The organism is Methanolobus sp. ZRKC2 (genome assembly GCF_045291185.1).
Taxonomy (GTDB): Archaea; Halobacteriota; Methanosarcinia; order Methanosarcinales; family Methanosarcinaceae; genus Methanolobus.
The window spans coordinates 2,801,549-2,823,514 of record NZ_CP146980.1; the positions used below are offsets into that span (position 1 = coordinate 2,801,549).

At 38.2% G+C, this 21,966-nt stretch carries 15 protein-coding genes; all 15 read right to left on the reverse strand.

Translation table 11 applies throughout. From position 1 onward, the window contains the following. Positions 1-17 precede the first annotated feature (17 nt). The 15 genes from V7O62_RS13545 to V7O62_RS13615 all read right to left on the reverse strand — a co-directional run bounded on the left by V7O62_RS13545 (position 18) and on the right by V7O62_RS13615 (position 21,932). Positions 18-1,559 (reverse strand): thiamine pyrophosphate-dependent enzyme, encoded by a 1,542-nt coding sequence (locus V7O62_RS13545; protein ID WP_406656869.1) that lies wholly within the window; start codon positions 1,557-1,559, stop codon positions 18-20. Then, complete coding sequence (gene mmp11, locus V7O62_RS13550; protein ID WP_406656870.1) at positions 1,556-2,479, reverse strand: methanogenesis marker protein 11; 924 nt, start codon at positions 2,477-2,479, stop codon at positions 1,556-1,558. The genes V7O62_RS13545 and mmp11 overlap by 4 nt, the downstream gene beginning before the upstream one ends. A 166-nt stretch (positions 2,480-2,645) precedes the next feature. Next, positions 2,646-2,906 (reverse strand): hypothetical protein, encoded by a 261-nt coding sequence (locus V7O62_RS13555; protein WP_406656871.1) that lies wholly within the window; start codon positions 2,904-2,906, stop codon positions 2,646-2,648. Between the two features lie 111 nt (positions 2,907-3,017). Continuing rightward, positions 3,018-3,599 (reverse strand): metal-dependent hydrolase, encoded by a 582-nt coding sequence (locus V7O62_RS13560; RefSeq protein WP_406656872.1) that lies wholly within the window; start codon positions 3,597-3,599, stop codon positions 3,018-3,020. Between the two features lie 254 nt (positions 3,600-3,853). After that, positions 3,854-5,278: a right-handed parallel beta-helix repeat-containing protein gene (locus V7O62_RS13565; RefSeq protein WP_406656873.1), complete on the reverse strand. Its 1,425-nt coding sequence runs from the start codon at positions 5,276-5,278 to the stop codon at positions 3,854-3,856. A gap of 215 nt (positions 5,279-5,493) precedes the next feature. Beyond that, a complete protein-coding gene (locus tag V7O62_RS13570; protein WP_406656874.1) occupies positions 5,494-8,319 on the reverse strand; it encodes a disaggregatase related repeat-containing protein in 2,826 nt (941 codons plus the stop codon). A 561-nt stretch (positions 8,320-8,880) separates the two neighbouring features. Continuing rightward, a complete protein-coding gene (locus tag V7O62_RS13575; RefSeq protein ID WP_406656875.1) occupies positions 8,881-10,692 on the reverse strand; it encodes a right-handed parallel beta-helix repeat-containing protein in 1,812 nt (603 codons plus the stop codon). 373 nt (positions 10,693-11,065) lie between these two features. Next, on the reverse strand, positions 11,066-12,556 hold the full coding sequence (locus V7O62_RS13580; RefSeq protein ID WP_406656876.1) for a lipopolysaccharide biosynthesis protein: 1,491 nt from the start codon (positions 12,554-12,556) through the stop codon (positions 11,066-11,068). 73 nt (positions 12,557-12,629) lie between these two features. Next, positions 12,630-13,715: a glycosyltransferase family 4 protein gene (locus V7O62_RS13585; protein ID WP_406656877.1), complete on the reverse strand. Its 1,086-nt coding sequence runs from the start codon at positions 13,713-13,715 to the stop codon at positions 12,630-12,632. 85 nt (positions 13,716-13,800) lie between these two features. After that, on the reverse strand, positions 13,801-15,735 hold the full coding sequence (locus tag V7O62_RS13590; protein ID WP_406656878.1) for a hypothetical protein: 1,935 nt from the start codon (positions 15,733-15,735) through the stop codon (positions 13,801-13,803). A gap of 110 nt (positions 15,736-15,845) precedes the next feature. Next, positions 15,846-17,051, reverse strand: a complete 1,206-nt coding sequence (locus tag V7O62_RS13595; protein WP_406656879.1) for a glycosyltransferase — start codon at positions 17,049-17,051, stop codon at positions 15,846-15,848. 297 nt (positions 17,052-17,348) lie between these two features. Further along, on the reverse strand, positions 17,349-18,557 hold the full coding sequence (locus V7O62_RS13600; RefSeq protein WP_406656880.1) for a glycosyltransferase family 4 protein: 1,209 nt from the start codon (positions 18,555-18,557) through the stop codon (positions 17,349-17,351). A 31-nt stretch (positions 18,558-18,588) separates the two neighbouring features. Beyond that, positions 18,589-19,614, reverse strand: a complete 1,026-nt coding sequence (locus tag V7O62_RS13605; protein ID WP_406656881.1) for a lipid II:glycine glycyltransferase FemX — start codon at positions 19,612-19,614, stop codon at positions 18,589-18,591. Continuing rightward, on the reverse strand, positions 19,608-20,276 hold the full coding sequence (locus V7O62_RS13610) for a hypothetical protein (protein WP_406656882.1): 669 nt from the start codon (positions 20,274-20,276) through the stop codon (positions 19,608-19,610). The genes V7O62_RS13605 and V7O62_RS13610 overlap by 7 nt, the downstream gene beginning before the upstream one ends. Before the next feature lie 423 nt (positions 20,277-20,699). Continuing rightward, the gene (locus V7O62_RS13615; protein WP_406656883.1) at positions 20,700-21,932 is read right to left on the reverse strand and encodes a nucleotide sugar dehydrogenase; all 1,233 of its coding nucleotides are present in this window, start codon (positions 21,930-21,932) and stop codon (positions 20,700-20,702) included. Positions 21,933-21,966 lie beyond the last annotated feature (34 nt).

Consider the following 21,966-nt stretch of genomic DNA (forward strand, 5'->3'; position numbering starts at 1 on the left):
TGATTCTTTTCTAAAATTCAATAGAGGATACACTTTCCTTTTACATAGAGCACCGATACGCCTTTGGACATCAGCCTTGAACTGATCTTTTCTTCAAGTTCATCTCGTGTACCCTGCATGCCTTTAACACTAAGGCTTTCATCAATGTCAAAAATAGTCATATCAGGAACGAGTGTACGTACCATTTCCAAGATTTCAGGCGTTTCCTGTCCTCCGGTCATGGCTGCTACTTTATTGTCAAGTACGATAACAAGAACATCAAAATTGCAGTTGACGGCATTTATAAGTCCTACAATGCCTGAATGGGCAAGTCCGAAGTCTCCTATGACTGCAATTCCCTTATTCTTAAATCCGCAGGCTGTGGATATGGCACCGCCAAGGGCGAACCCGGTATCAACTGCACCAAGTGGCTCAGGTGCGGTACGTATGGAACATCCCATATCTCCTGCAACCATCACGTCAAGTTCCCGCAGGACATTGTAAAGTGACATGTATGGGCATCTGTCACATACAGAGCGTGGACCTCTTGCCTTGATCGTCTGGATATCGGTGTACTTCGTAACAGTGTCCTTGTCAATGTTTTTGAGTGCGAACTCTATATGCTCTTTGCCTACAAGTCCTACAGGCACGTGTCCACTGGCTTTCCCTCTTATATTTCCGAGTATTCTCAAGTGGGATTCAATAAAATCCTCACTTTCTTCTATAACAAGTACATGCCTGTAGTTGCGAAGGAACTTTCTCACCATCTCAAAGGGAAATGGTGATACCACATTGAGTGTGAGATTTGATGTTCCTGAAAATTCGGGATTTGAGGAAATGAGCTCGTCAACAACTGCTGAAGGGTAACCCGATGAGATAACACCTATATCTTTGCCTGTCCCTGTTGTCCTGTTCAACGGGCTGGTTTCGGACTCACTGACCAGAAGTGGATATGATCTTTGATGGAAACGCTGATGCTTCCCATGCATTGTAAATTTCCAGATGGATCTGTCAAATTCATTTTTGACAACAGAGCCGTTCTTTTTTATCTTTCTCTCGAACGAGCTCTCACTTTTTTGAATCCTGTCAGTTACTCTTACAATAACCGGTACTTTTGCTTCTTCAGATAGTTCGAATGCCCTTTTCACACATTTGTATGCATCTTCGGGAGTCGCAGGGTCGAAAACTGTAAGTTCGGAAATTTTTCCGTACCATCGGGAATCTTGCTCATTCTGTGATGCAGTAGCCGCAGGATCATCTCCTGCAAAGATCACAAGACCTGCACCCGTGGTATGTAGGACGGATGTCATGAGAGGGTCTGCAAGTACGTTCATTCCTACATGTTTAACCAGCACCAGTGACCTTTGTCCTGTCACCGATGCACCTAATGCAGTCTCAAGGGCAGATTTCTCATTCGTGATCCAGTGAATCCTGTGTTTCCCTGTTCCCTTTTCCCGGATGAATTTCTCGGCAACAGCAGTAATTGGAAACCCGGCAACTGCGGTGATAAGCTCTACATCAGAATCAATGGCTGCAAAGTATAATGCTTCAAGTCCGGTAATTTCAGGATTATCGTTCATATTTTCATCTGTTCGATTTCAGCTTCCAGACAGATAGATTCATCAGGCCTTGCGAACCATGCCAGCGATGCAAGTGCACCTATAACTCCATTGCCATCCATCCATACCTCGACACCGTGTTCCTCTGCATACTGCATTGCATAATCTTTCGTAAGCTCACCAGAGCGACATTCTTTGCTGTATCCGTAGACATCTTTTGCTTCAAAGTCCGAAAGAACAACCATTCCTGTCTCCTTTGATACACTGTATTTAAGAAGCGCTGCTCTGATGCTTTCCAGCAGTTCTTTTTTTGCTTCTTTGTCCACGCACCCGAACTCAAGTACTGTGGAAACACAGTTCTGTGTTTTAGCTGCCACCGGATAGAGTTGTACCAGGGTATGGGATAAGTAAACAGATTCCAGGCAATCGAGTTCTTTTGCGATATTGTGTGTGAGGGACCATGTAGCTCCCTTTTCCTTTGTATCGGTATCATCTATTCCGATCAGTATCCTTTCTCTTCTGGGGACTACGATTGTACCCTTTGCAGCACGTCCTCCTCCGGACTCGGTGCACTCGTAACGCAGTACACCTTCGGCAAAGGCACGGCATTTGGTTGCACCGACTCCTCCGCCACCAAGCCCTGCATAGGTTATGTGAACTTCATCATCGCAAACCAGAACTGACTCAATGCCTGCGGCTGATCTGGAGGGTTTTAGGTCAAGAGCCGATGTCCCGGTTTTCACATGATAGCGTATCATGTTCCCGATTGACCTTGTATTAAGAATAAGTGGTGAATGTGAATAATGGAACTTAGACCAGGCTGCACCGCCGTAGCAATTCGTATGTTCGATAATCTCCGCATATTCATTGTTTTTATCACATACTGCATATATTCCCCTATAAGGAATGGTGTATGGATCTTTAAGTTCAATCTCTTTCATTCGTGTGGCTAATTGCCGGTTTACACCTTAAATGTTTTGTTTGCAACTATGTTGTCAGAATCAGGGCTTTAGTCCAAACTCAGTAACTATTCTGAAACATGTATAAAAATGAATAACTGCTTCATGTAAAACAAAGAATCCAGAGCAGTATTTCAGCATTAAAAGATCATTTCATTTCTGCCAGCTTAAAAACAACGATTGCCACAAAAGCTACAAGCAGTGGAATAATGGCCATGTTAAATGTACATTCAAGGGACTTGCTCCACTTAGTGGATACTGATACTACTTCTCGTACAGATAGCAGCAGGATTAATGCAATGACAGCCAGCAATCCGTAATCCGGAAAATCAACAGGTGTAATAATTGACAGAATCCCTGTAGATATAGAGCTCAATGTACCAGTTGGTGTTACTATACCTGTAAGCATGATTACACTTAACGCTGTTTATGTGTTCATTCATTAAGTTCTTACTGATTAATACATTCTGATTATAAAATTAACCATAAATCAATATTTTCGGCAAAAGTACGGATAATATTACTCGTCTGATTTATACCTGAACTCAAAACCAAGATGACTCAATGCAAACAATGCCAGCATTATTACAATGAAGATAGACATTATCGCCACATAGGATGCCAGCATATACTGAAGAAGGTCGGTCCTGGCAAATTGCGAATCTACATAAGAAAACATACTGATAGGCCTGAAAAATGGATATAAATAGTCCATTTCGTATCCTGCGATGTCATCCAGCAACAGGTGTGAAAGGAAAGCCGATCCGGAAAATATCCCCATGTATGCAGCTTTTCCAGAATCTCTGTATGCTACATATCCAACAAGTATTCCAAACAGGACTGCAGAAACACCAAACAGTATAGAATGTGTTGAGACCGGACCAATAGTACAGTGCTGCATAGAACCACCTGTTATGATTCCGTATGCAGCCATGATATCCGGCAATAGCGCACCGCCGGCTCCTGCAAACAACAACAACAGAATATTTTTGTAATTTCTATATGCAAGTTCTTTGCGGAAAAAAGCTCCAAGGAGTGCATAGACCATCACTGCACAGATGCAAAACACAAAGAACATAACATGTGCAATCGGGTAAGGCATGCTAATAGATAAAGAATTGAAGCTATAAACCATTTATTGTATTATCTCAAAGGTAAATATATATTAATAAAAACACTTGTAGAAAAAGATGTCAGATGCCTGATATTGGTGAGTGGACCTGTTACTATTGGAAAGTCAACTGTACTTTTTTGAATGTTATTTTTAGAACTGTTATGTGTATTATTAAGCTAAAGAAATCTTTGGATACGTTAAGCCATCTTCCATATTACTATCAATTGTTCTCAATAACTGTGTCATTCTCCGACTAAATGCCGCCACCATAAGGCTATCTTATAGCGAACATAGTCAAATGTATCCGCTGAGAGTGGATTTCTATTAATGTCAGTGTCATGCGAACTAACATTGTTATAGTTCCCGTTTTCATTATTCCATATGACATTGCTTTCCAGAACAAAAGTATAATTTTCACCAAGATAGTTGTTAATTCCGTAACCACCATCGCTTTGGAAAGGAGAATCAATGGTATTCATTATGATGTTATCCCTTACAAAAGTCGTATAGGTAGCAGTATTATTAAGACCTGGGAGTCTTTGGGCATATGCGATACCGTCTCCCCGACTACCGTCAATTACATTATTTTCGATGATTGTATTATTCCATCCATCCAACCAGATACCTCCCCCATATGGGTTTCCTGTGGCATACTCCGTACCGGTACCATAAATCGTGTTGTGATGGATATGTACATCTCTTGCACTTGTAACTGGCATATCATCAGCATACATCGCTAATAAGATACCCATTTCTCTGGTATCATAAATTGTATTATAAGCAATTGTGATATTGTATGAATCAGCATCATTTTCATGCTTTAGCAGGTATATGCCGGAAAGACCCTCATTATCTGTCCATATAATGTTATTTGTGACCATCGTATTTGCAGAATTATCAAGCCTGATCCCACAATCATGTGCAACATGGGAAATTGTGTTTCCATCAATAAGATCATAATTTCCATACATTAGAAAAATATCGTCGTGACCGGTATCATAAATCGTGTTATACAGAATTTTATTGTAGCCATTCGCTTTTTCTCCTCGTCCGTTATTGATTCTGATACCATCTCCCGGCATATCCTTAATTACCATATCTTCGATCGTAATATGGTCTGAATAGTAGAATTGAATTCCAGGAAAAGAATCAATTTCTTTCATTGCTGATATTGCACTTTGATTAAATCTATCACCATCTAAAGTGAATCCGCTGATTGTAATGTCAGACCCACCTTTATAGTTCTCGGTGACTACAGTTGTTCCTGTAATCATCGGGGTAAACATATCAGAGCGTGTGACATCCCAGTTTTCAATTAGTTTCACAGTTGCATCCGAATCACCTGAAAGTGTCATATCATCCGGAATTTCAATACTATCATCTATAGTGTAGGTTCCCGATTCCAGGTGAACCGTATTCAAATTATTACTCTTGGCATATTGTAAGGCTGCATTAATTTCCGCCTGGTCAGCTATCCCGTCACAATTGTAGTCACCGCTCCCATCGGTGGATACTGATATGACTGATGCCGATGGAAATAAGAAAAACATTGAAACGGGACTAATGCTGGAAAATTCCATTGAATTACCCGGGAATATACTATGCGCAGCAAGGTCCGGCGACAGAGCACCAGAACCTCCCACAAACAGAATCAATAGGATGTGCATGTAATTCCTCTGTGGAAATTCCCTGCGAAAGAAAACCCCAAGAATTGTATGGACCACAATTACACTGGTGCAGAACAAAAAGAACATCACGTGTGCAACCGAATATGGCATGTTAGTAAATAGGCATTTGAAGGTATAAACCGTTTATTATGTTATCTTCTAAGTGAATATATATTAATAAAAATGAAATAAAAAAGTGGCGCAGGATATGCGCCTTAATTTACTGTTTCACCGAAGTGGCTTACCACAATAGAGACATCTTGGATATCCACGACTCCGTCCTGGTTGACATCGCATCTTGGATGGAATGTTGTTGCAGGATCGCTATCCTGACATATCAGGGTGATGTCAGTAATATTTACAATCCCATCTTCATTCACGTCCCATCTTGGATGAAGGTCAGTAACTGAAACAGTATGCGAGCTGGTAACAGTACTAACTCCGTCGCTCACCGTAACCTCAATGGTGTGTGAACCTGCGGATGAGTAGTCAAGATACCATTCATAGGTTGTGGAAGTGCTGACCTGTGAGCCATCGATTGCAATTGTATAGCTGAGAGGATCGTTTTCAGCATCTATTGCTCCCACATTAATGTTTACAGTGCTTCCTTCTTCAAACACTTCTGCATCTACAGGTTTGAAGAGATTTATTATTGGTGCACGGTTAAGTGGGCTGACAGTTATGCTTACTGCGATAGAATCGCTCAGATCTCCATCTGTAACTGCAAAGACTGCTTCGTAATTGCCTGCACTTCCCTCTTCCGGTGTCCAGCTGAAGGTTGCAGTGTCTTCATTGAATGTAGCACCCTCAGGCATAGATGTGCATGAGTAGCTAAGTTCATCTCCATCAGCATCTATTGCATTGACCGTGAAACTGATTGTATTTTCCTCGGATACTGAAATTGCAGGAATTTCATCATATTCAGGTGCTGTATTGCTTGTTGCTGTATTGTCAATATTTAGCTGTGGCTTCTGATCCTGGTTGCTCCATTCTGAACTATAGAAAGCTATGTAATTGTTGTTTTCATCCCGTGCTTTCAGGAAGAAACCGGTGTTATCGTATTCACCATTTACATAGTCCTGTACAAGCTCTGTGACATCCAATTCATAATATCGATTATCAGGCAGGTCACTGGCACTGAAAGTTATTGATGCGTAGGGTTCGGAACCCTGAGCCACGCCGTTCTTATCGAACCAGTCTCCACCTGCATTGTTCCAGGGTGTACTCTTTTCCCTGTTGTTCCAGCTCACATAAGCCGGATCCCATTCAGCTGGCCTGTAGATTTCTATGATTGTATCACTGTCTCTTGAATTTGTAGGATAGTACCAATACAGAGAAAGAGTTGCACTTTTAATCGTATCGGTATCTTTGTACTCACTCAGGTCAAACCACATGACATCTCTGTAGCGACCTACACCACTAAGGTGTCCTATGTCCACGTATCTGCTTTCTGCAAGTACGGCATCAGGAGATCCTTCACGTAATCGGTTATCGTAAACAACAGCTTCTGTAGGTTCTTCTGGTTTCTCCGAGCCACTTCTGGATGCCTCGGCAGTGTTACCGTACCGGCCAATGTTAACCCTGTTTCCGTTTGGTTCTGGTTCGCTACTGTAATCCGATACTGTTTTTCCTGCATCGATTGCCGGACTTGATGCTGTGTCAGTTACCCAGCGGTTGTCAGACCATCGTCCTGCAACACTCTTGAGGTGATAATCACGGTTTGCTGAATCCGCGAATAGTGGGTCTGCGTTGATATCAGTATCATGTGAACCAACATTATTGTAGTTCCCATTTTCATTGTTCCAGACAACGTTGTTTTCCAGGACAAACCTGTAGTTGCTACCAAGCCGGTTATTGATTCCGAAACCGTCATTGGGTATGACTGGAGAATCGAGGGTATTTGTGATGATGTTATTCCTCACAATTGTCGTATATACGGCATTTTGAGTATTTGAGAATCTGCTTCCGTATGCTATTCCTTCTCCCATACAGCCGTCAATTACGTTGTTTTCAATGATTGTATTGTCCCATCCATCCAGCCATATTCCTCCTCCGTACGGATATGATCGGTAATTGGTACCAGCACCATAGATGGTATTGTGATGGATATGTATGTCTCTTGCACTTGTAGCTGGCATGTAATTAGCGCCTTGGCCTATGGCTAATACAATACCCATTTCGCGGGTGTCGTATATTGTATTATAGGCAATCGTCACATTATACGAATCAGCGTCATTCTCATGCTTCAAGAGATATATTCCGGAAAGTCCGTAAAGTGCGTTTTTATCTGCTTTTATTACGTTGTTCGTAACTAACACATTTGCAGAATCATCAAGTCTGATCCCACAATCATGTGAAATGCGGGAAAGTGTGTTACCGTCAATGACATCATAATTTCCATACATTATGAAAACATCATCATGTCCGGTATCATAAATTACGTTATTCAGGATTTTGTGATAACCATTTGCGGTTTTTCCTCGTCCGTTACTAATTCTGATACCATCTCCCGGTATTTCCTTAATTACCATATTTTCGATCGTAATATGGTCTGAATAATAGAACTGGATACCAGGGAAAGAATCTACTTCTTTCATTGCTGATATTACATCTTGATCGAATTTGCTTCCGTCTAATGTAAATCCGCTAATTGTAATGTCTGATCCTCCTTTATAGTTCCCGGTGACTACAGTTGTTCCTGTAATCATTGGTGTGAACATATCGGAACGTGTGACATCCCAATCTTCAATTAGTTTCACAGTTGTATCTGAATCGCCTGTCAGTGTCATTCCATCCGGAATTTCAATACTATCATCTATAGTATAAGTTCCGGATTTCAAGTATACTGTATCTAAATTATTGTTTTTTGCGTATTTCAATGCTGCATTAATTTGCACTTGGTCAGCTATCCCGTCACAATTGTAGTCGCCATTGCCATCTGTGGCCACAGATATAGCTGACGCTGATGAGGGGATACCCTGGGCAAAAGGGATACCAATGCATAGTAGCACTAATAACCCTATTAGTACGTTTTTTGTCATTAAAGACCACCTTACTGATAACTATTTTTGTTTTATTTAGTCACCAAGCTCCACCGTATGGAGCTCATAATATATATAACGTAGTATATAACTTAATAAGTTTAATGTACACGTATCATGATTTTATGTTCATAAAACATGCTGTGCTTAGTGTTTTTTGGGTCAAGGTTTTATCTATAATTATAATTTTTTTGTTACATTGATTAAAAATGCTGAAATGTGTTCCAGTCTATGTGACTGGTCTTCTGATCAGGCTAGCATGAAGGTCTTTCATGCAGGTAAAAATAAATAGGGAAAACCTGAAACCAGTCTGAAAAACGATAGATTTCTGAACCTAATTACTGGTCTGGTTTGCAGCAAGCATGCTACATAAAAAATAAGATTATCATCGTTAAAAGCTGCAACACTGAGAATCAAGTTAGCCTATTTTCAGTTTCCAGGCCACAAAATATTTCAGATGTTGAGCCGAGAACACCACTCTATTAGTACTCGGTTTTATCCCGGGTTCTGATTGCTCTTATCAGAACCCTGGGAAACTATGCAATTATTGTTCTATTCCTGTTACGGATCGGATACCGAAACATTATGGGAACTTGTGACGGTATTAACTCCGTCGCTCACCGTAACCTCAATGGTGTGTGAACCTGTTGATACAGAGTCCAGGATCCACTCATAATTTGTGGAGGTGCTGACCTGTGAGCCGTCGATGGAAATTGTGTAATTGAGCTGATCATTTTCAGCATCGACTGCTTCCACACTGATATTAACAGTATTTCCTTTTTCAAGCACTACATCGTCTAAAGGCTTGAAGTGAGTGATTATTGGTTCCCGGTTATCCTGCATTAAAGATGACTTGTCCGAAGCACTTTTGGAGGCTTCGGCTGTGTTACCATATCGGCCAATGTTAATTCTGTCACCTTTTGGTTCTGGCTCATTGCTGTAATCCGAAACCGTATTTCCTGCGTCGATGAGTGGACTTGTAACCGTATCAGTTACCCACTTTCCATCAGACCACCGTCCTTCAGCACTTTTCAGGTGGTAATCATGGTTTGATGGATCAGCAAACATTGGGTCTGCATTAATGTCAGTGTCATGAGAATTGACATTGTTATAGTTACCATTCTCATTGTTCCACACAACATTATTTTCAAGAACAAACCTGTAATTGCTACCAAGACGGTTGTTGATACCGTAACCATCTCCATTTTGGAGAGGAGAATCAACAGTGTTTGTTATAACATTGTTTCTGACAATTGTTGTATATGTAGCTGCATCATTAAGACCGGGAAGCCTTTGAGCATACGCAATACCATCGCCCTGGCTACCGTCGATTACATTATTTTCAATAATCGTATTGTCCCATCCATCCAGCCAGATACCTCCTCCATATGAATACCCTTCCCTGTAATTGGTGCCTGCTCCGTATATTGTATTGTGATGGATATGTACGTCTCTTGCACTTGTAACTGGCATGTTATCGGCATACATGGCTAGTACGATACCCATTTCCCGGGTGTCATATATCGTATTATAGGCAATTGTAACATTATACGAATCAGCGTCATTTTCATGTTTTAACAGGTATATGCCGGAAAGTCCATAGAGTGCATCCTTGTCTGCCCATATGGTGTTGTTTGTAACTGCCACATTTGAAGAATCATCTAGCCTGATGCCACAATCATGCGAAATTCGGGAGAGTGTGTTACCGTCAATAAGATCATGATTCCCGTACATCAGAAAAACATCATCGTGTCCGGTATCGTAAATTGTGTTATTCAGGATTTTGTGATAACCATTCTCTTTTTCTCCCCGTCCATTACTAATTCTGATACCATCTCCTGGTATTTCCTTAATTACCATATCTTCGATCGTAATATGGTCTGAATAGTAAAACTGGATACCAGGGAATGAGTCAATTTCCTTCATTGCTAATATTACATCTTGATCGAATTTGCTGCCATCTAATGTAAATCCGCTAATTGTAATATCAGACCCACCTTTATATTTCCCGGTAACTACAGTTGTTCCTGTAATCATTGGTGTGAACATATCGGAACGTGTGACATCCCAGTTTTCAATTAGTTTTACAGTTGCATCCGGATCACCTGCCAGTGTCATTCCATCCGGAACTTCAATACTATTGTCTATGATGTATGTTCCCGATTTCAGGTATACCGTATTCAAATCATTGTTCTTGGCATATTGCAGAGCTGCATTAATTTCTACCTGGTCAGCTATTCCGTCACAATTGTAGTCGCCACTACCATCTGTGGCTACGGATGTGGACGGTACTGATGAGGGGATAGCCTGGGCAGGAGGAACATTAATACAGAATAGTACAAGTAACCCAATTAGTACGTTTTTCCTAATCAAGGACCATCTTAAAGATGACCATTTAAATATATTTTTAGTTTTATCAGTCATCAAGTCTACAATACAGATTAGGTAATATATATAATCTAGTATACACTTATGTAACATTATGGCTATGTATTACGATTATAGTTTTGTGAATTGTAATAGCATCAGTATTTCATTGGGTTAAAATCCAATCTACACAAAATCTTTCCAGATTTCACTGACGAAATAAATTTACATTTGATATTGAATACCAAAAGTATCTTTCAGATTTGAGGATAGCCTGAAGACTTCTCCTGTTAGTATATATGACTCTTCTATTGAGACTGCATAATGGTCCAATCTTCAAAGCAAAGTTCGAAAAGCAGACAAAAAGCTCTTAAGAGCTTCAGTTAACAAAATAACTTTTCAGGTTTAACTGCTTATCTATTAAAAGAATATAACTATAATAAGCAAGAACAAGCAGACCGGATACGCCAACAATAACAAACTGGTTTACTTCGAATATTTTCAAAATTATCAGGATAGTTCCTGCAGGGATGAAGTATAGGAAGTTAGAAACAACTATCCTTGCTACTCTTGACATTTTTACTTCTGCGTAATGCATCATCTTCAGGCATAAATATCCATATACCAGAATACCCGATACGGCAAAAAGGAACAATGCTATTCTTGCGTTTCCTAAATAGCCTCCAATTGAAAGGGCCAATATTCGGGTTGTAAAATTAACAATATTGAATTTCAGACCAAACTTTTGTTCTTCCAGTACTACATAGATTGAACTTAACGGGGAAGAGATGAACCACGTAAAAGCCCATATACTGAGGATCTGTGCATAAACTCCTGCTTCGGCCCAATCCTGTCCAAAGACAACGCTGAAAATATCACTTCCAACAATCGTAACAGTGAGAATAGGAAACATTCCCACTACCACTAGAATTCTGAATACGTTTTCAACAAGCAAATTCAGGTTATTCTCAGACTTGGCAATTGAAGCTCTCTGGAAGAACACTTGTGAAAGTGATTTACCCACAAAGTTCATAGGCATTTGAAGCAGACGGAATCCCAGCGAGTAGAACCCTACAACAGCAGGGGAGAAAAAGAAGGCGAGTATAAAGGCTGGAAGTTGCCATGACAGTGAATTTAGAAGAGCAGACCAGCTATCAATAAGGGGAAATTTCCGGTATCTTTTAAGACCGCTAATCATTTTCCTGGGATGAGTGTATATTTTAAACAGTTTGTGATCATCTTTCCATATCTGTCCTCCAAGAACGGCCGTAGAAATGAAGTTTCCAACAAAACTTCCGGCTATCAAGCCAATTCCTGAGGTATATCCTCCAATTCCGGCACCAATCTGGGTTCCTGTTGATGAGAGTGAGCTGGAAACACGGGCAAAAGATAATCTTTTGAAGTTTTTTGTTCGGGAATTCCAGTAATTTAATGCAAGAAAAACCCCACTAATAAAAATGAATGGAGGTATCAGCCATACATAGTCTCCAAGTTGAGGAGAATTGAGAAGTGACACAAGGGAATCCTTGAATATGTACAATAATGGAACCATTATTATTGATACCAGCAGAACAATGGCAAGGCTAAGGGCCAGAAGGTTTATAGCATCTTCATCTGACTCCGGTAGCATTATTGCAAGCTCATATCTCAGACAGACAATAACTCCTATAATTCCGGTAATGGAAATGAACAAAGCCCACACTCCAAAATCATCCGGTCCGTAAAGCCTGGTAAGTATAGGAGCCGCCAATAGAATGAGTATCTGAGCAAAAGTTGTTCCGCCGACAAGTGTTAAAACATCAGATGCAAAGCTTTTACTCTTTTTTTCATGTGTTGAAATATCATTTGTTTTTCCCCCCGATTGACTCATTTGCTGGTACCTTTAATTCAAAAGACGCTGTTTAATTTACATTCCTATGGTTGGAAAAAATTGTAAAAACCACTCACAATTTGCTGTATAATTCCAACAATTTCCTTTCTTCATTTTCCCAGTTCAAATTATTTTTAGCAACTTCAGTATTCCGCTTCATTTCGTCATACTTTTCTCTGTTGCTGAAAAACTGTGTGATATGTTTAGCGAAATCTTCCGGATTTTCATTGTCAGCCAGCAAGCCAATTTTATATTTTAATACATTTTCTTTCAAAAACGGATAATTCGGGACTAATACCGGTATGTTGGAATGGATATATTCAAAAAATTTGTTTGGAGCCATGTAATAATGGCTTAAATTATATTTCTCCGGATAAATTACTCCCAGATGAGCATTTTTTGTATATGAAAGCAATTTTTCATGAGGAATTTTTCCTGTAAAATGAACTTTATCATCTAAGGACAGTTCTTTGGACAGGTCAATGAGTTCATCAAGGATGGGTCCATCGCCTATCATAAGTAAATTGTAATCATCACTCAGGTAAGCAACAGATCTGATGAGATTCCTTAAACCCAGACCTTCTCTTATTACTCCCTGAAAAACAATAACATTTTTTCCATCATATTTAGAGTCCAACTCGTCATTCCTATTGCACTCCTCAGAATTACTTAATGAGGGGCAATTCATGATTACAGATGGAACATTTTCAAGCTTGTATCGCTGCTGTAATTCTTTGGATATTAGATTGTTGACCGTAATTACCAGATTAACTTTTCTAATAAGAAAATGTTCTAAATAAAAATATAAATTCTTGTAATTATTTTTATTATTAAAATCTCTGATGTATAATTCATGAGAATCATATATTACTTTTGATTTGTTCAATTTTGAAGCAATGTAGCACTCTAATAGGGTACTCAGGTCGTGTGCATGGTAAACATCTGCCTTTTCTTTAGCAGAATGATATATGAACTTTGAAGAATATGCCAGTTTACCCAGCAAAGTATTCTGTTTCATTTGTCTGCTTATTCTCTTTATGGAAAAACCATTATTCTGCTGGAACGCCGGTGTTTCATCATCTGCTATTCCCCAGATTACTAACTCGTGTCCACCTTCGGAGAGTGAAGTAGCCTCTTTTAAGACTCTTGCATCATCCACGCAAGGATTTGTAACTAACATACAAATTTTAGCCATATTACCCCTTCAATTAAAATTAATAATAACCCCTAACTAAACAAGAATTTTAACGAAATATCTCTGCATCGGAATTTGAGTAAAGTTTATTCTTTTTCTCAAACTCTGCTTTCACACTATTCCATTCTGATTGATTATCTGATCTGATGTCAACCATTTTTCCATTTCCCACTCTTAACCCCGACTCAAAGAAAGCTTTGTTACGCCAAATTATATAGCCATCGGTTCTATCAAGATTGTGCACGTCAAGATAAGTCCGGAAGGTTCCGTTATAATAGGGAAGTCCCAGAGCTTCGGTCTGGCTGAACTTTTGGAAAGGAATGTATCTCCTGGCAAAATAATCCGAATGTACCGGAGAATCATATGGTACGAAATTCAAAACATAGTTAAAGCTAGCCATTTCCGTGGCAGTAAAGTATCTTCTCTCCGAGTCTACACCGTAATTGGGTTCAGGAGATGTTGATATTATTGAGAAAATAATAAGTATTGACAGAAGTAAAAGTGAAAATATATAAAAATAATTCTTATTAATTTTTTTGTATTGGAAAAGCCTCATCAAGTAAATTATACCCAGAGCCATCATAATGGCCATAAAAGGACTCACAAGTAACATTAACCTGTCAAACCTGAAGAATGTCATTGTGTTCCAGAAAAGTTGAAGCGGAGTAGGAATGTATAGCGGTAGTATCAACAAAGAAACTAAAGCAAATACCTGCAAGTAATTTTTCTTATGTCCAAACAACGTTCCTCCGATTCCCACAAGTGCTAAAAAAGTGATTACTGTATAATCTATACTGTTTAAAATGAAAGACCATTGGTTACCTGCCTTTATGGTTGATTTCATTGACAGGGACTGATAATTTGTAGAATCAAAGTAGCTTGTCACCAATGCTTCAGTAAAAACATGGCTCACAAAAATCCAATAAGCAATAAAGCTTACCAGAAGAAGCAGAATATATGTCTGGCTTATATACTTTTTTTGTCCCGGCATTAATTTTTCCAGGGCTATTTCGACAAATAAAATGAAGAAAAAGACGAGAATAATTTGTGTTATAGAAACCTGATGAACTAATATAATAAACATCCCGAATAAAAGGCATAATATTTTGAAAAGAGATGATTTTTCGCTATGCCTGTTGTACATTAGATACAGTAATGCTGCAAAACCAATGAATGCCATGGTGCGTGTCACCACATACATTCCGGAATAAATAGTAACACCAAAAGAAGAAAAAATCAAAGCTGATAATAAAGAAACTCTCCTGTCACCTGATATACTAAACATCATGAAATATATAAAAAATATAGAAATTGCAAATATTGGTGCTGTTACTAAAAAATAAGAAAACTGGATATTGGAGCCAAGAAAATGTGAAACCTCAGATATTAAAATATGGAATAATGGAAAATTCGCATAAGCTCCGTCCAAATCTATGGGGATTGTACGGCCTGACAGAAAAGTGACTTCTGACAAAAACATATGTCCCAATATATCAGTTCCACCGAAGTATAATGGATATTTTAAAGTAACACCATATATCAAATTCAATAGTGTCAGGAAAATTTCAAATAAAATTATATGATGATTGCTTGATTTGGTGAAAATCTGGATAAAAATAACAGCGTACAATAATAATATAATTCCAAAATATAACAAAGATCGAGTAGGGGAAATAGCTAGACTGACTATACTGAATAAATAAAAAATGATAAATAGTTTAATGCAGCTTTTTTCTTTTAGCTTAACTAAACTATACTCATACTCTTCTCTTTCGTTTAAGCTGCCATATACAAAATGTAAAGTAATTGCGGCAAATATTCCCGGAATTGCTACTATTGATCCTCTCAAAAGTAAATCAAATCGATTGAGAACAGATGATGCCAGGACACCACCTGAAATAGCAAAAATAATCAGAAATGGAAGAATCGAAGCTAAATTATTGATTATATTATCCTTAAGTGGCTTTTTAATTCTAATGATCATTATTTCCCCACTAAATAAGTTTGATCACTTTTTTTGGTCAAATGCAAAATTATTCTGCAGCATCAATTCTTCATGACCTTAACTAATTTTTGACATTCATAGTACATTAGTTATTTGCACAATACAGTACTATAAATTTCCTGAATTTGTTCAGCTATGTTTTCCCATTGATACTGCTGGCTATAATTCAAAATATTCCCACTATCCCACTCTTTATTCAGGGCTATTACAATCTTCTCTGCCAAATCCTGCGGATTAGCAGGTTCAACCAGCAGACCGTAATCATCAGAGATTAAAATTTCTTCGCTTCCACCATTGCGGGTGGCAACAACCGGTTTTCCACAAGCCATAGCTTCTACCTGAACTACCCCGAAACTTTCACTCAGGCTCGGTAGTACAAAAAGATCACAAGCATTCATCCATAATGGCAGTGACTCGTCAGGAACAAGTCCTATCAGCTTCACATGGTCTTGTAAATTTAAATCGTTAATCTGTTTTTCCAGTTTTGCCCGGGTTTTATTATTGAACTCATCTTCTGCAGGTACGGATCCGCCTATGAAACAGAAAACGTCATTTCTTTCTTCCTTAATTATCTTCATAGCATCTATGAGGAAATTAAAGCCTTTTCTTTCTATCAACCATCCTAAACTAAATATGATTTTGCTATCTGATGGCAGATTTAATTGTTCCCTGCATTTTTCTTTCTCCATCTTTTTGAATTGAGAAGAATACCCATTTAAAGTGGAAAAGACGTTTTCATTAAACTGCTTTAATACCGGGATATCTTTTTTGTTTACTCTCAACAAAGCATCTGCGTTTTTCCATGAATCATTAATCAAAGGATGATTCATACTTAGCTCTTTATCGAACCACTCTGAATTTTCATGTATTGTTACGACAAGCGGCCGGTCATATTTTTCCTTCAGTTTAGTGCCTATATAGGAAGATGGCCAGGTAAAATGTGCATGAATCAAATCAAAGTTGATGTTTTCATTTTTGATCAGGTTTTCAACAACTCTAAGACGGTTGTCGATTAATATTTGGCTGAAGTAAAAAATCGGAATATAGTAGCATCTTGGATAATAAACTTTGATGTTGTCTGAATCATAATTTTCACATAATTTGTCCTTGCTCATTCTTTTGAAGCTAAACAGTACGGGAGCAATAACGTGGATCGTATTGAAATAATTTTTAAGCGGCTCAAGTTGGTTTTTGACAAAAAGCTCTGTGATATACGTATTGTCCTTATTAGGGTATGATGGGGTAATAACAAGTAAATTCTTATTAGATAAGTCCCCGGAAGTGGCTGGATCCATATTTAATCACATCCGACCTGTACTAAAATTTTCAATACCAGGATGAGATATGTTTTGATCCGTACAAATTACGTAAACTAATTCAGTATTCAAGGTATCATGATTTTCCCAACATCCAAGGGATTTTCCTGATTCCCACATAAAATCATTATCTTTTAAAGTACCCATGCTTTCGACCCCATCGTAAATTCTAAATTTAACAATATATATTTTGCTATCAACATTGCATAAATCATCCAATTCTGTAAGATGATTCTGAAATACCCCGGACTTCACAAGCAATAGAAGAAAGTGCGTTCAGTTCGCACTTCCATAGCATTTGTGTAATGAATTTTCCATTTTGTCCCATGAATAGTCTTCTTCATATCTTTGCTTGGAGCTAGTGGTCATCTTCCCGGTTTCTTCCGGATTCTCAAAACACCAGAGTATTTTTTTTGCCAAGTCGTCCGGGTTTCCCGGTTCGAAAAACAGTATTTCCTTGTCAGAAAAAGTTAAAGCCATTCCCTTCAACCTGGATGCAATAACTGGTTTTTCATGGATGGTATACTCAAATAGTTTATTCGGTACTCCTCTTTCATTGACTTTTGTTTTTAAGAAGGGAATTACGCAAACATCTGATATTGAAATGTATCTTGAGAGATCTTTTATGTCAACCCAGCCGGTAAATTTGATAAAATTACCGAGATCTTTTTCAGCTACAATATCCTTCAAATATTGTATGGACGGACCGTCGCCAACAATCATTAAGTGAATCGGAATTGTATCTTTTAACAGATCAACGGAATCTATTATAGTTTGAATTCCTCTTCTTTTCCATATAGTTCCTTCAAACAGGACGATGAATTTATTATCATACCCGAAATCTTTTTTCATTGCGGTTTCTATAGGGTATTGTTTTAAGTTTGGCGTGTTCATCACAACAAATATTTTGTCCGGATCAAAGTTATTCCTGGCTGAAATAATCTGCTTATCGTAGGAATTTGTAGCTATGATTGCATCTGAAAAACTAATTGCAAATCTTTCAATTGCTTTTGCTACCCGCACTAGGACTCCATTTCCTTTGAATTGCAAATTACTTTCCACAGCTTCTGGAAACATATCATGTAAGTCCAGAATGATTTTTGAGCCAAAAACCAGTTTAAAGGGAATGGCTATTAAGATCAGGTAATCCGGTGGATTATGTACATGGAAAAAAGAGTATTTTTTTGATCTGTACATCAGGCAAATTCTAAAAAAAGCATTAATACTGAATATTAAATGATTCATAGAGACTATGAAAAAATTGTTTGTTTTTAATTCGTTTGCTACTTTTATGATGTTTATGCCGTTTACCTTCTCTTCTTTAGGTTGATCTCCTTCTTTCAGGCCTATAAAATCCACATCATATCCATTACTTTGCAAGGAACTGGCTATTTTAATCCTGTTAATACTTTTAGGTAAAGATCTGTATGCGATCATGCAAATATTGTGCTTTTTTTCCCTGTCAGATTTGTTATTATCAGTCATTTATCCTCTAATATTTTTGAGTTATAAATTTTTAATATAAGTGTCGAAAAAGCATATCACTACATGGTTTGTAAACGCTGGCGGGCATATCCCTGAAAATTTTTGTTCCCACTCTATATTGAATTTTGCCACGGTCAGCTATTAATGAATTTGGAATTTTCGGATAGTAGCTATAATATAATTCAGTCTCTACAGCTCCCCATCTTTCTTTGAAAGCCATCAGTCCTTTGTTGTCGTATGATGTACGCCCAAAGCTGTAATTCTTAAAATTATTTACACAGGCATCTTCAATACTTTTCCAGACTAACAAATTATTAGGACGCAATTTCAGATAACTGGGGTTGTGAGCTGCATACCCGAAAGTAACGGTGTCTTTAAAATATTCAAAAACTCCTCCTGCAATTGTTTTATTCTTATATTTTACAATATAAAGATTAACATATTCACTTAGCAATTCAAACATATTTTTAAAAAATTTCCACGGATGACATGGAACGCCAATCTTTTTTTTAGTAATGCGGTTTAACTCATAAAAATCTTTTAAATCTTCAACTTTCCTTGTAGAATAAACATCAACACCGTGCTTTATTGGTTTTTTAGTCGAATTCCTGGCACCTCTGCTGATTTTTCTCCAGATTTCGTTAGTATTCGAAGATAGTTCAATTGTATGTATGCAAAATGAATTTTGAAACTGGAATTTTTCATGGTTTACTTTGTCTCTTATTTCAAAATAACCTGCATTTAATTTGTGACACAGTTTTATTCCCTCATCCAGCAGAAGTTTTTTCGTATTTTCCGAACCTATATAGCTACTGCTATGGGAAAATGGCATTGTGCAAAGCTTATTACCCACAAATTTACTTCTGACATAGAATAAGGCCAATAATCCTACAATGTTCCCACATTCGTCCTTTGCAAACAGATATTTTGATTCATAATTAAACGTTTTTTCCAGGAACTTTTTCCATTCGGGAGTATGGTAAATAGTTGCATCATTGCATACATGTAAGAATTTATGCCATGCTTTTTCCGTAGCATTTTCCGTGATTTCTACCATGTCCTTGCCATCCGCAAAAATTTCTTTCCCATATTAACTGCTATGTCTTTTGAGTAAAAAAATAGCCATTCAAAACTGTTTGATGACCATCTTTCCGGATGAGTCAAAAGATAGAAATTGTTGACATCGCCTCTTTCGACCAATCCAATAAGATCATCAGTCGAATGAATGCGAATATTTTCTGTTTTATTGGGAATAAAGTCTCTCAAACAGTGATCAAAATTCCAGCTCCTGCCGGTATCACATAAATAATTGATAGACTCATCAACTGACAAGTAAGCTTCCCCGAGAATTCCAAAGTCTTTGTAATCGTACTTTTTCCATATATCCCGATTATCATATTTCGACAAAGGTTGCCCGTGCATACAGACAGTTTTAACATCGCATAAATCTTCAAATTTCTTCAAATTGCGTTTGAAAAGTTTTACTGCATCTTCGTGATTTCCATTACACTCATTTAGAACCTCATAATGATATCCGACTTCGTGCCCCATATCACTAATTTCGGTTATAATTTCCGGACAAAACAGGTTATCATTAACTGTTCTAAAATAGTAAGTTGCTTTTATGTCGAATTCCTGCTCAATTTTTGCAGTTTCCACTGCCTTTGAGGGATTCCTGTCAATATCATGCCGCATCATTATGTATTTTTCAGGCAACATGTCTTCCTTCATGTATTCAGCCAGTGTAATCGAAGAATAGTCATTTTTTTCTAATGAAAAGCATAGCTCTTGGAACTTGTCAAGTGTAAAATCAAACTCATTATAGTTAATCACCAGAATACTTCCCCATCAAATCAATAGTTTCATCTTTATTTTCTGTGATCGTAGCATAGAAATTTCAGATTTTGATATTTGAAAATAAATATCCCAATCCCATAATTTTCATCTGCAACAATATATTTGCAGAGTATGCACCACCCGTTTACCTATCTCTAAAACAATGTATTTAGAATAATAGGAAACATTGAAAAGGAAGAACTCAGGCCATTTCTTCTGGAAATAGGATGGTAGGTCATTAAATCAGTTTGAGAACTCAACTTTAAAGAATAATCTTGAATTAACATCAAATGTCACCCATTCAAATCAAATTAGTTTTGAATTACTTCTTTCCTGAACTGACAGGATATTCTTTGAATCCACAACATTCGGATTTTTCATCGTATGATATAATATATCAGGTTCCATTTCCCGAAACTCCGAGTGGTCCGTTAACACTACTATACAATCGCTTCCATCCACAGCCTCTTCCAGACTCAGGATTGGATAATCGAAGTCTTTCACGAAAGGATCATAGATTTTAACTGTGTATCCTTCCTTCTCAGCCAGCTTGATGAATTTCAGTGCAGGGGTTGCCCTGGTATCAGCTATATCTCCTTTATAAGCCACGCCAAACACGGTGATTACAGGATTTTCGATACCGTTGACAAGTTCCTTTACCTTTTTCAAAACATGGATGGGCATTGAATCATTTATGTTACGGGCTAATGTTATCAGGCTACTGTCATTTACGTTTTCAGTGAGGAACCAGGGATCTATGGCTATGCAATGTCCGCCTACTCCGGGCCCGGGTCTGTGGATGTCAACCCTGGGGTGTTTATTTGCGATATCTATAGCTTCCCAGATGTTAATGCTATATTCTTCCGCCAGCATCGAAAGCTCGTTTGCAAGGGCAATATTCACATCACGGTAGGTGTTCTCCATGAGCTTGATCATTTCTGCCGAAGTACTGGTTGTAAGATACAGGTTACCTTTGACAAAGCTGGAATATAGGTCTCGTGTGAGCTCAGTGGCTGTTTCATCAAGCCCTCCGATAACCCTGTCGTTATTGACCATTTCGTGAAGAGTATTTCCAGGGATGGCACGTTCCGGACAGTGTGAGATGTAAAAGTCCTGGGACGCTTTCAACTTGGATTTTTCCAGTATTCTTTTGACCCTTTTTTCACATGTCTTTGGGGGAATAGTGGATTCAACAATCACAAGATTGTCTTTCTTCAGGTGCGGAGCTATCATCTCGCAGGCTGAGACTACATATTTCAGGTCCGCCATGCGGAGTTCCGCGTCAAATGGAGTGGGAACGGCTACAAGAAAAATGTCAGCATCCTCAATTTTTGTGCTTGCCTTGAAGCTTTTCTTCTCATATGCCCCATCCAGAAGTTCCTGGAATCCTTTTTCTTCAAAAGGCATCCTGCATTCTTTAAGGGTATTCACAACTCTTTCGTTGATGTCCACTCCAACAACATCGATTCCGTTGTTTGCAAACAGGAGTGCAGTCGGGAGGCCGATATAGCCCAATCCCAGAACACATAATTTAGTCATAGTACCAGCTACTGTATCTTATATCTGTATATTT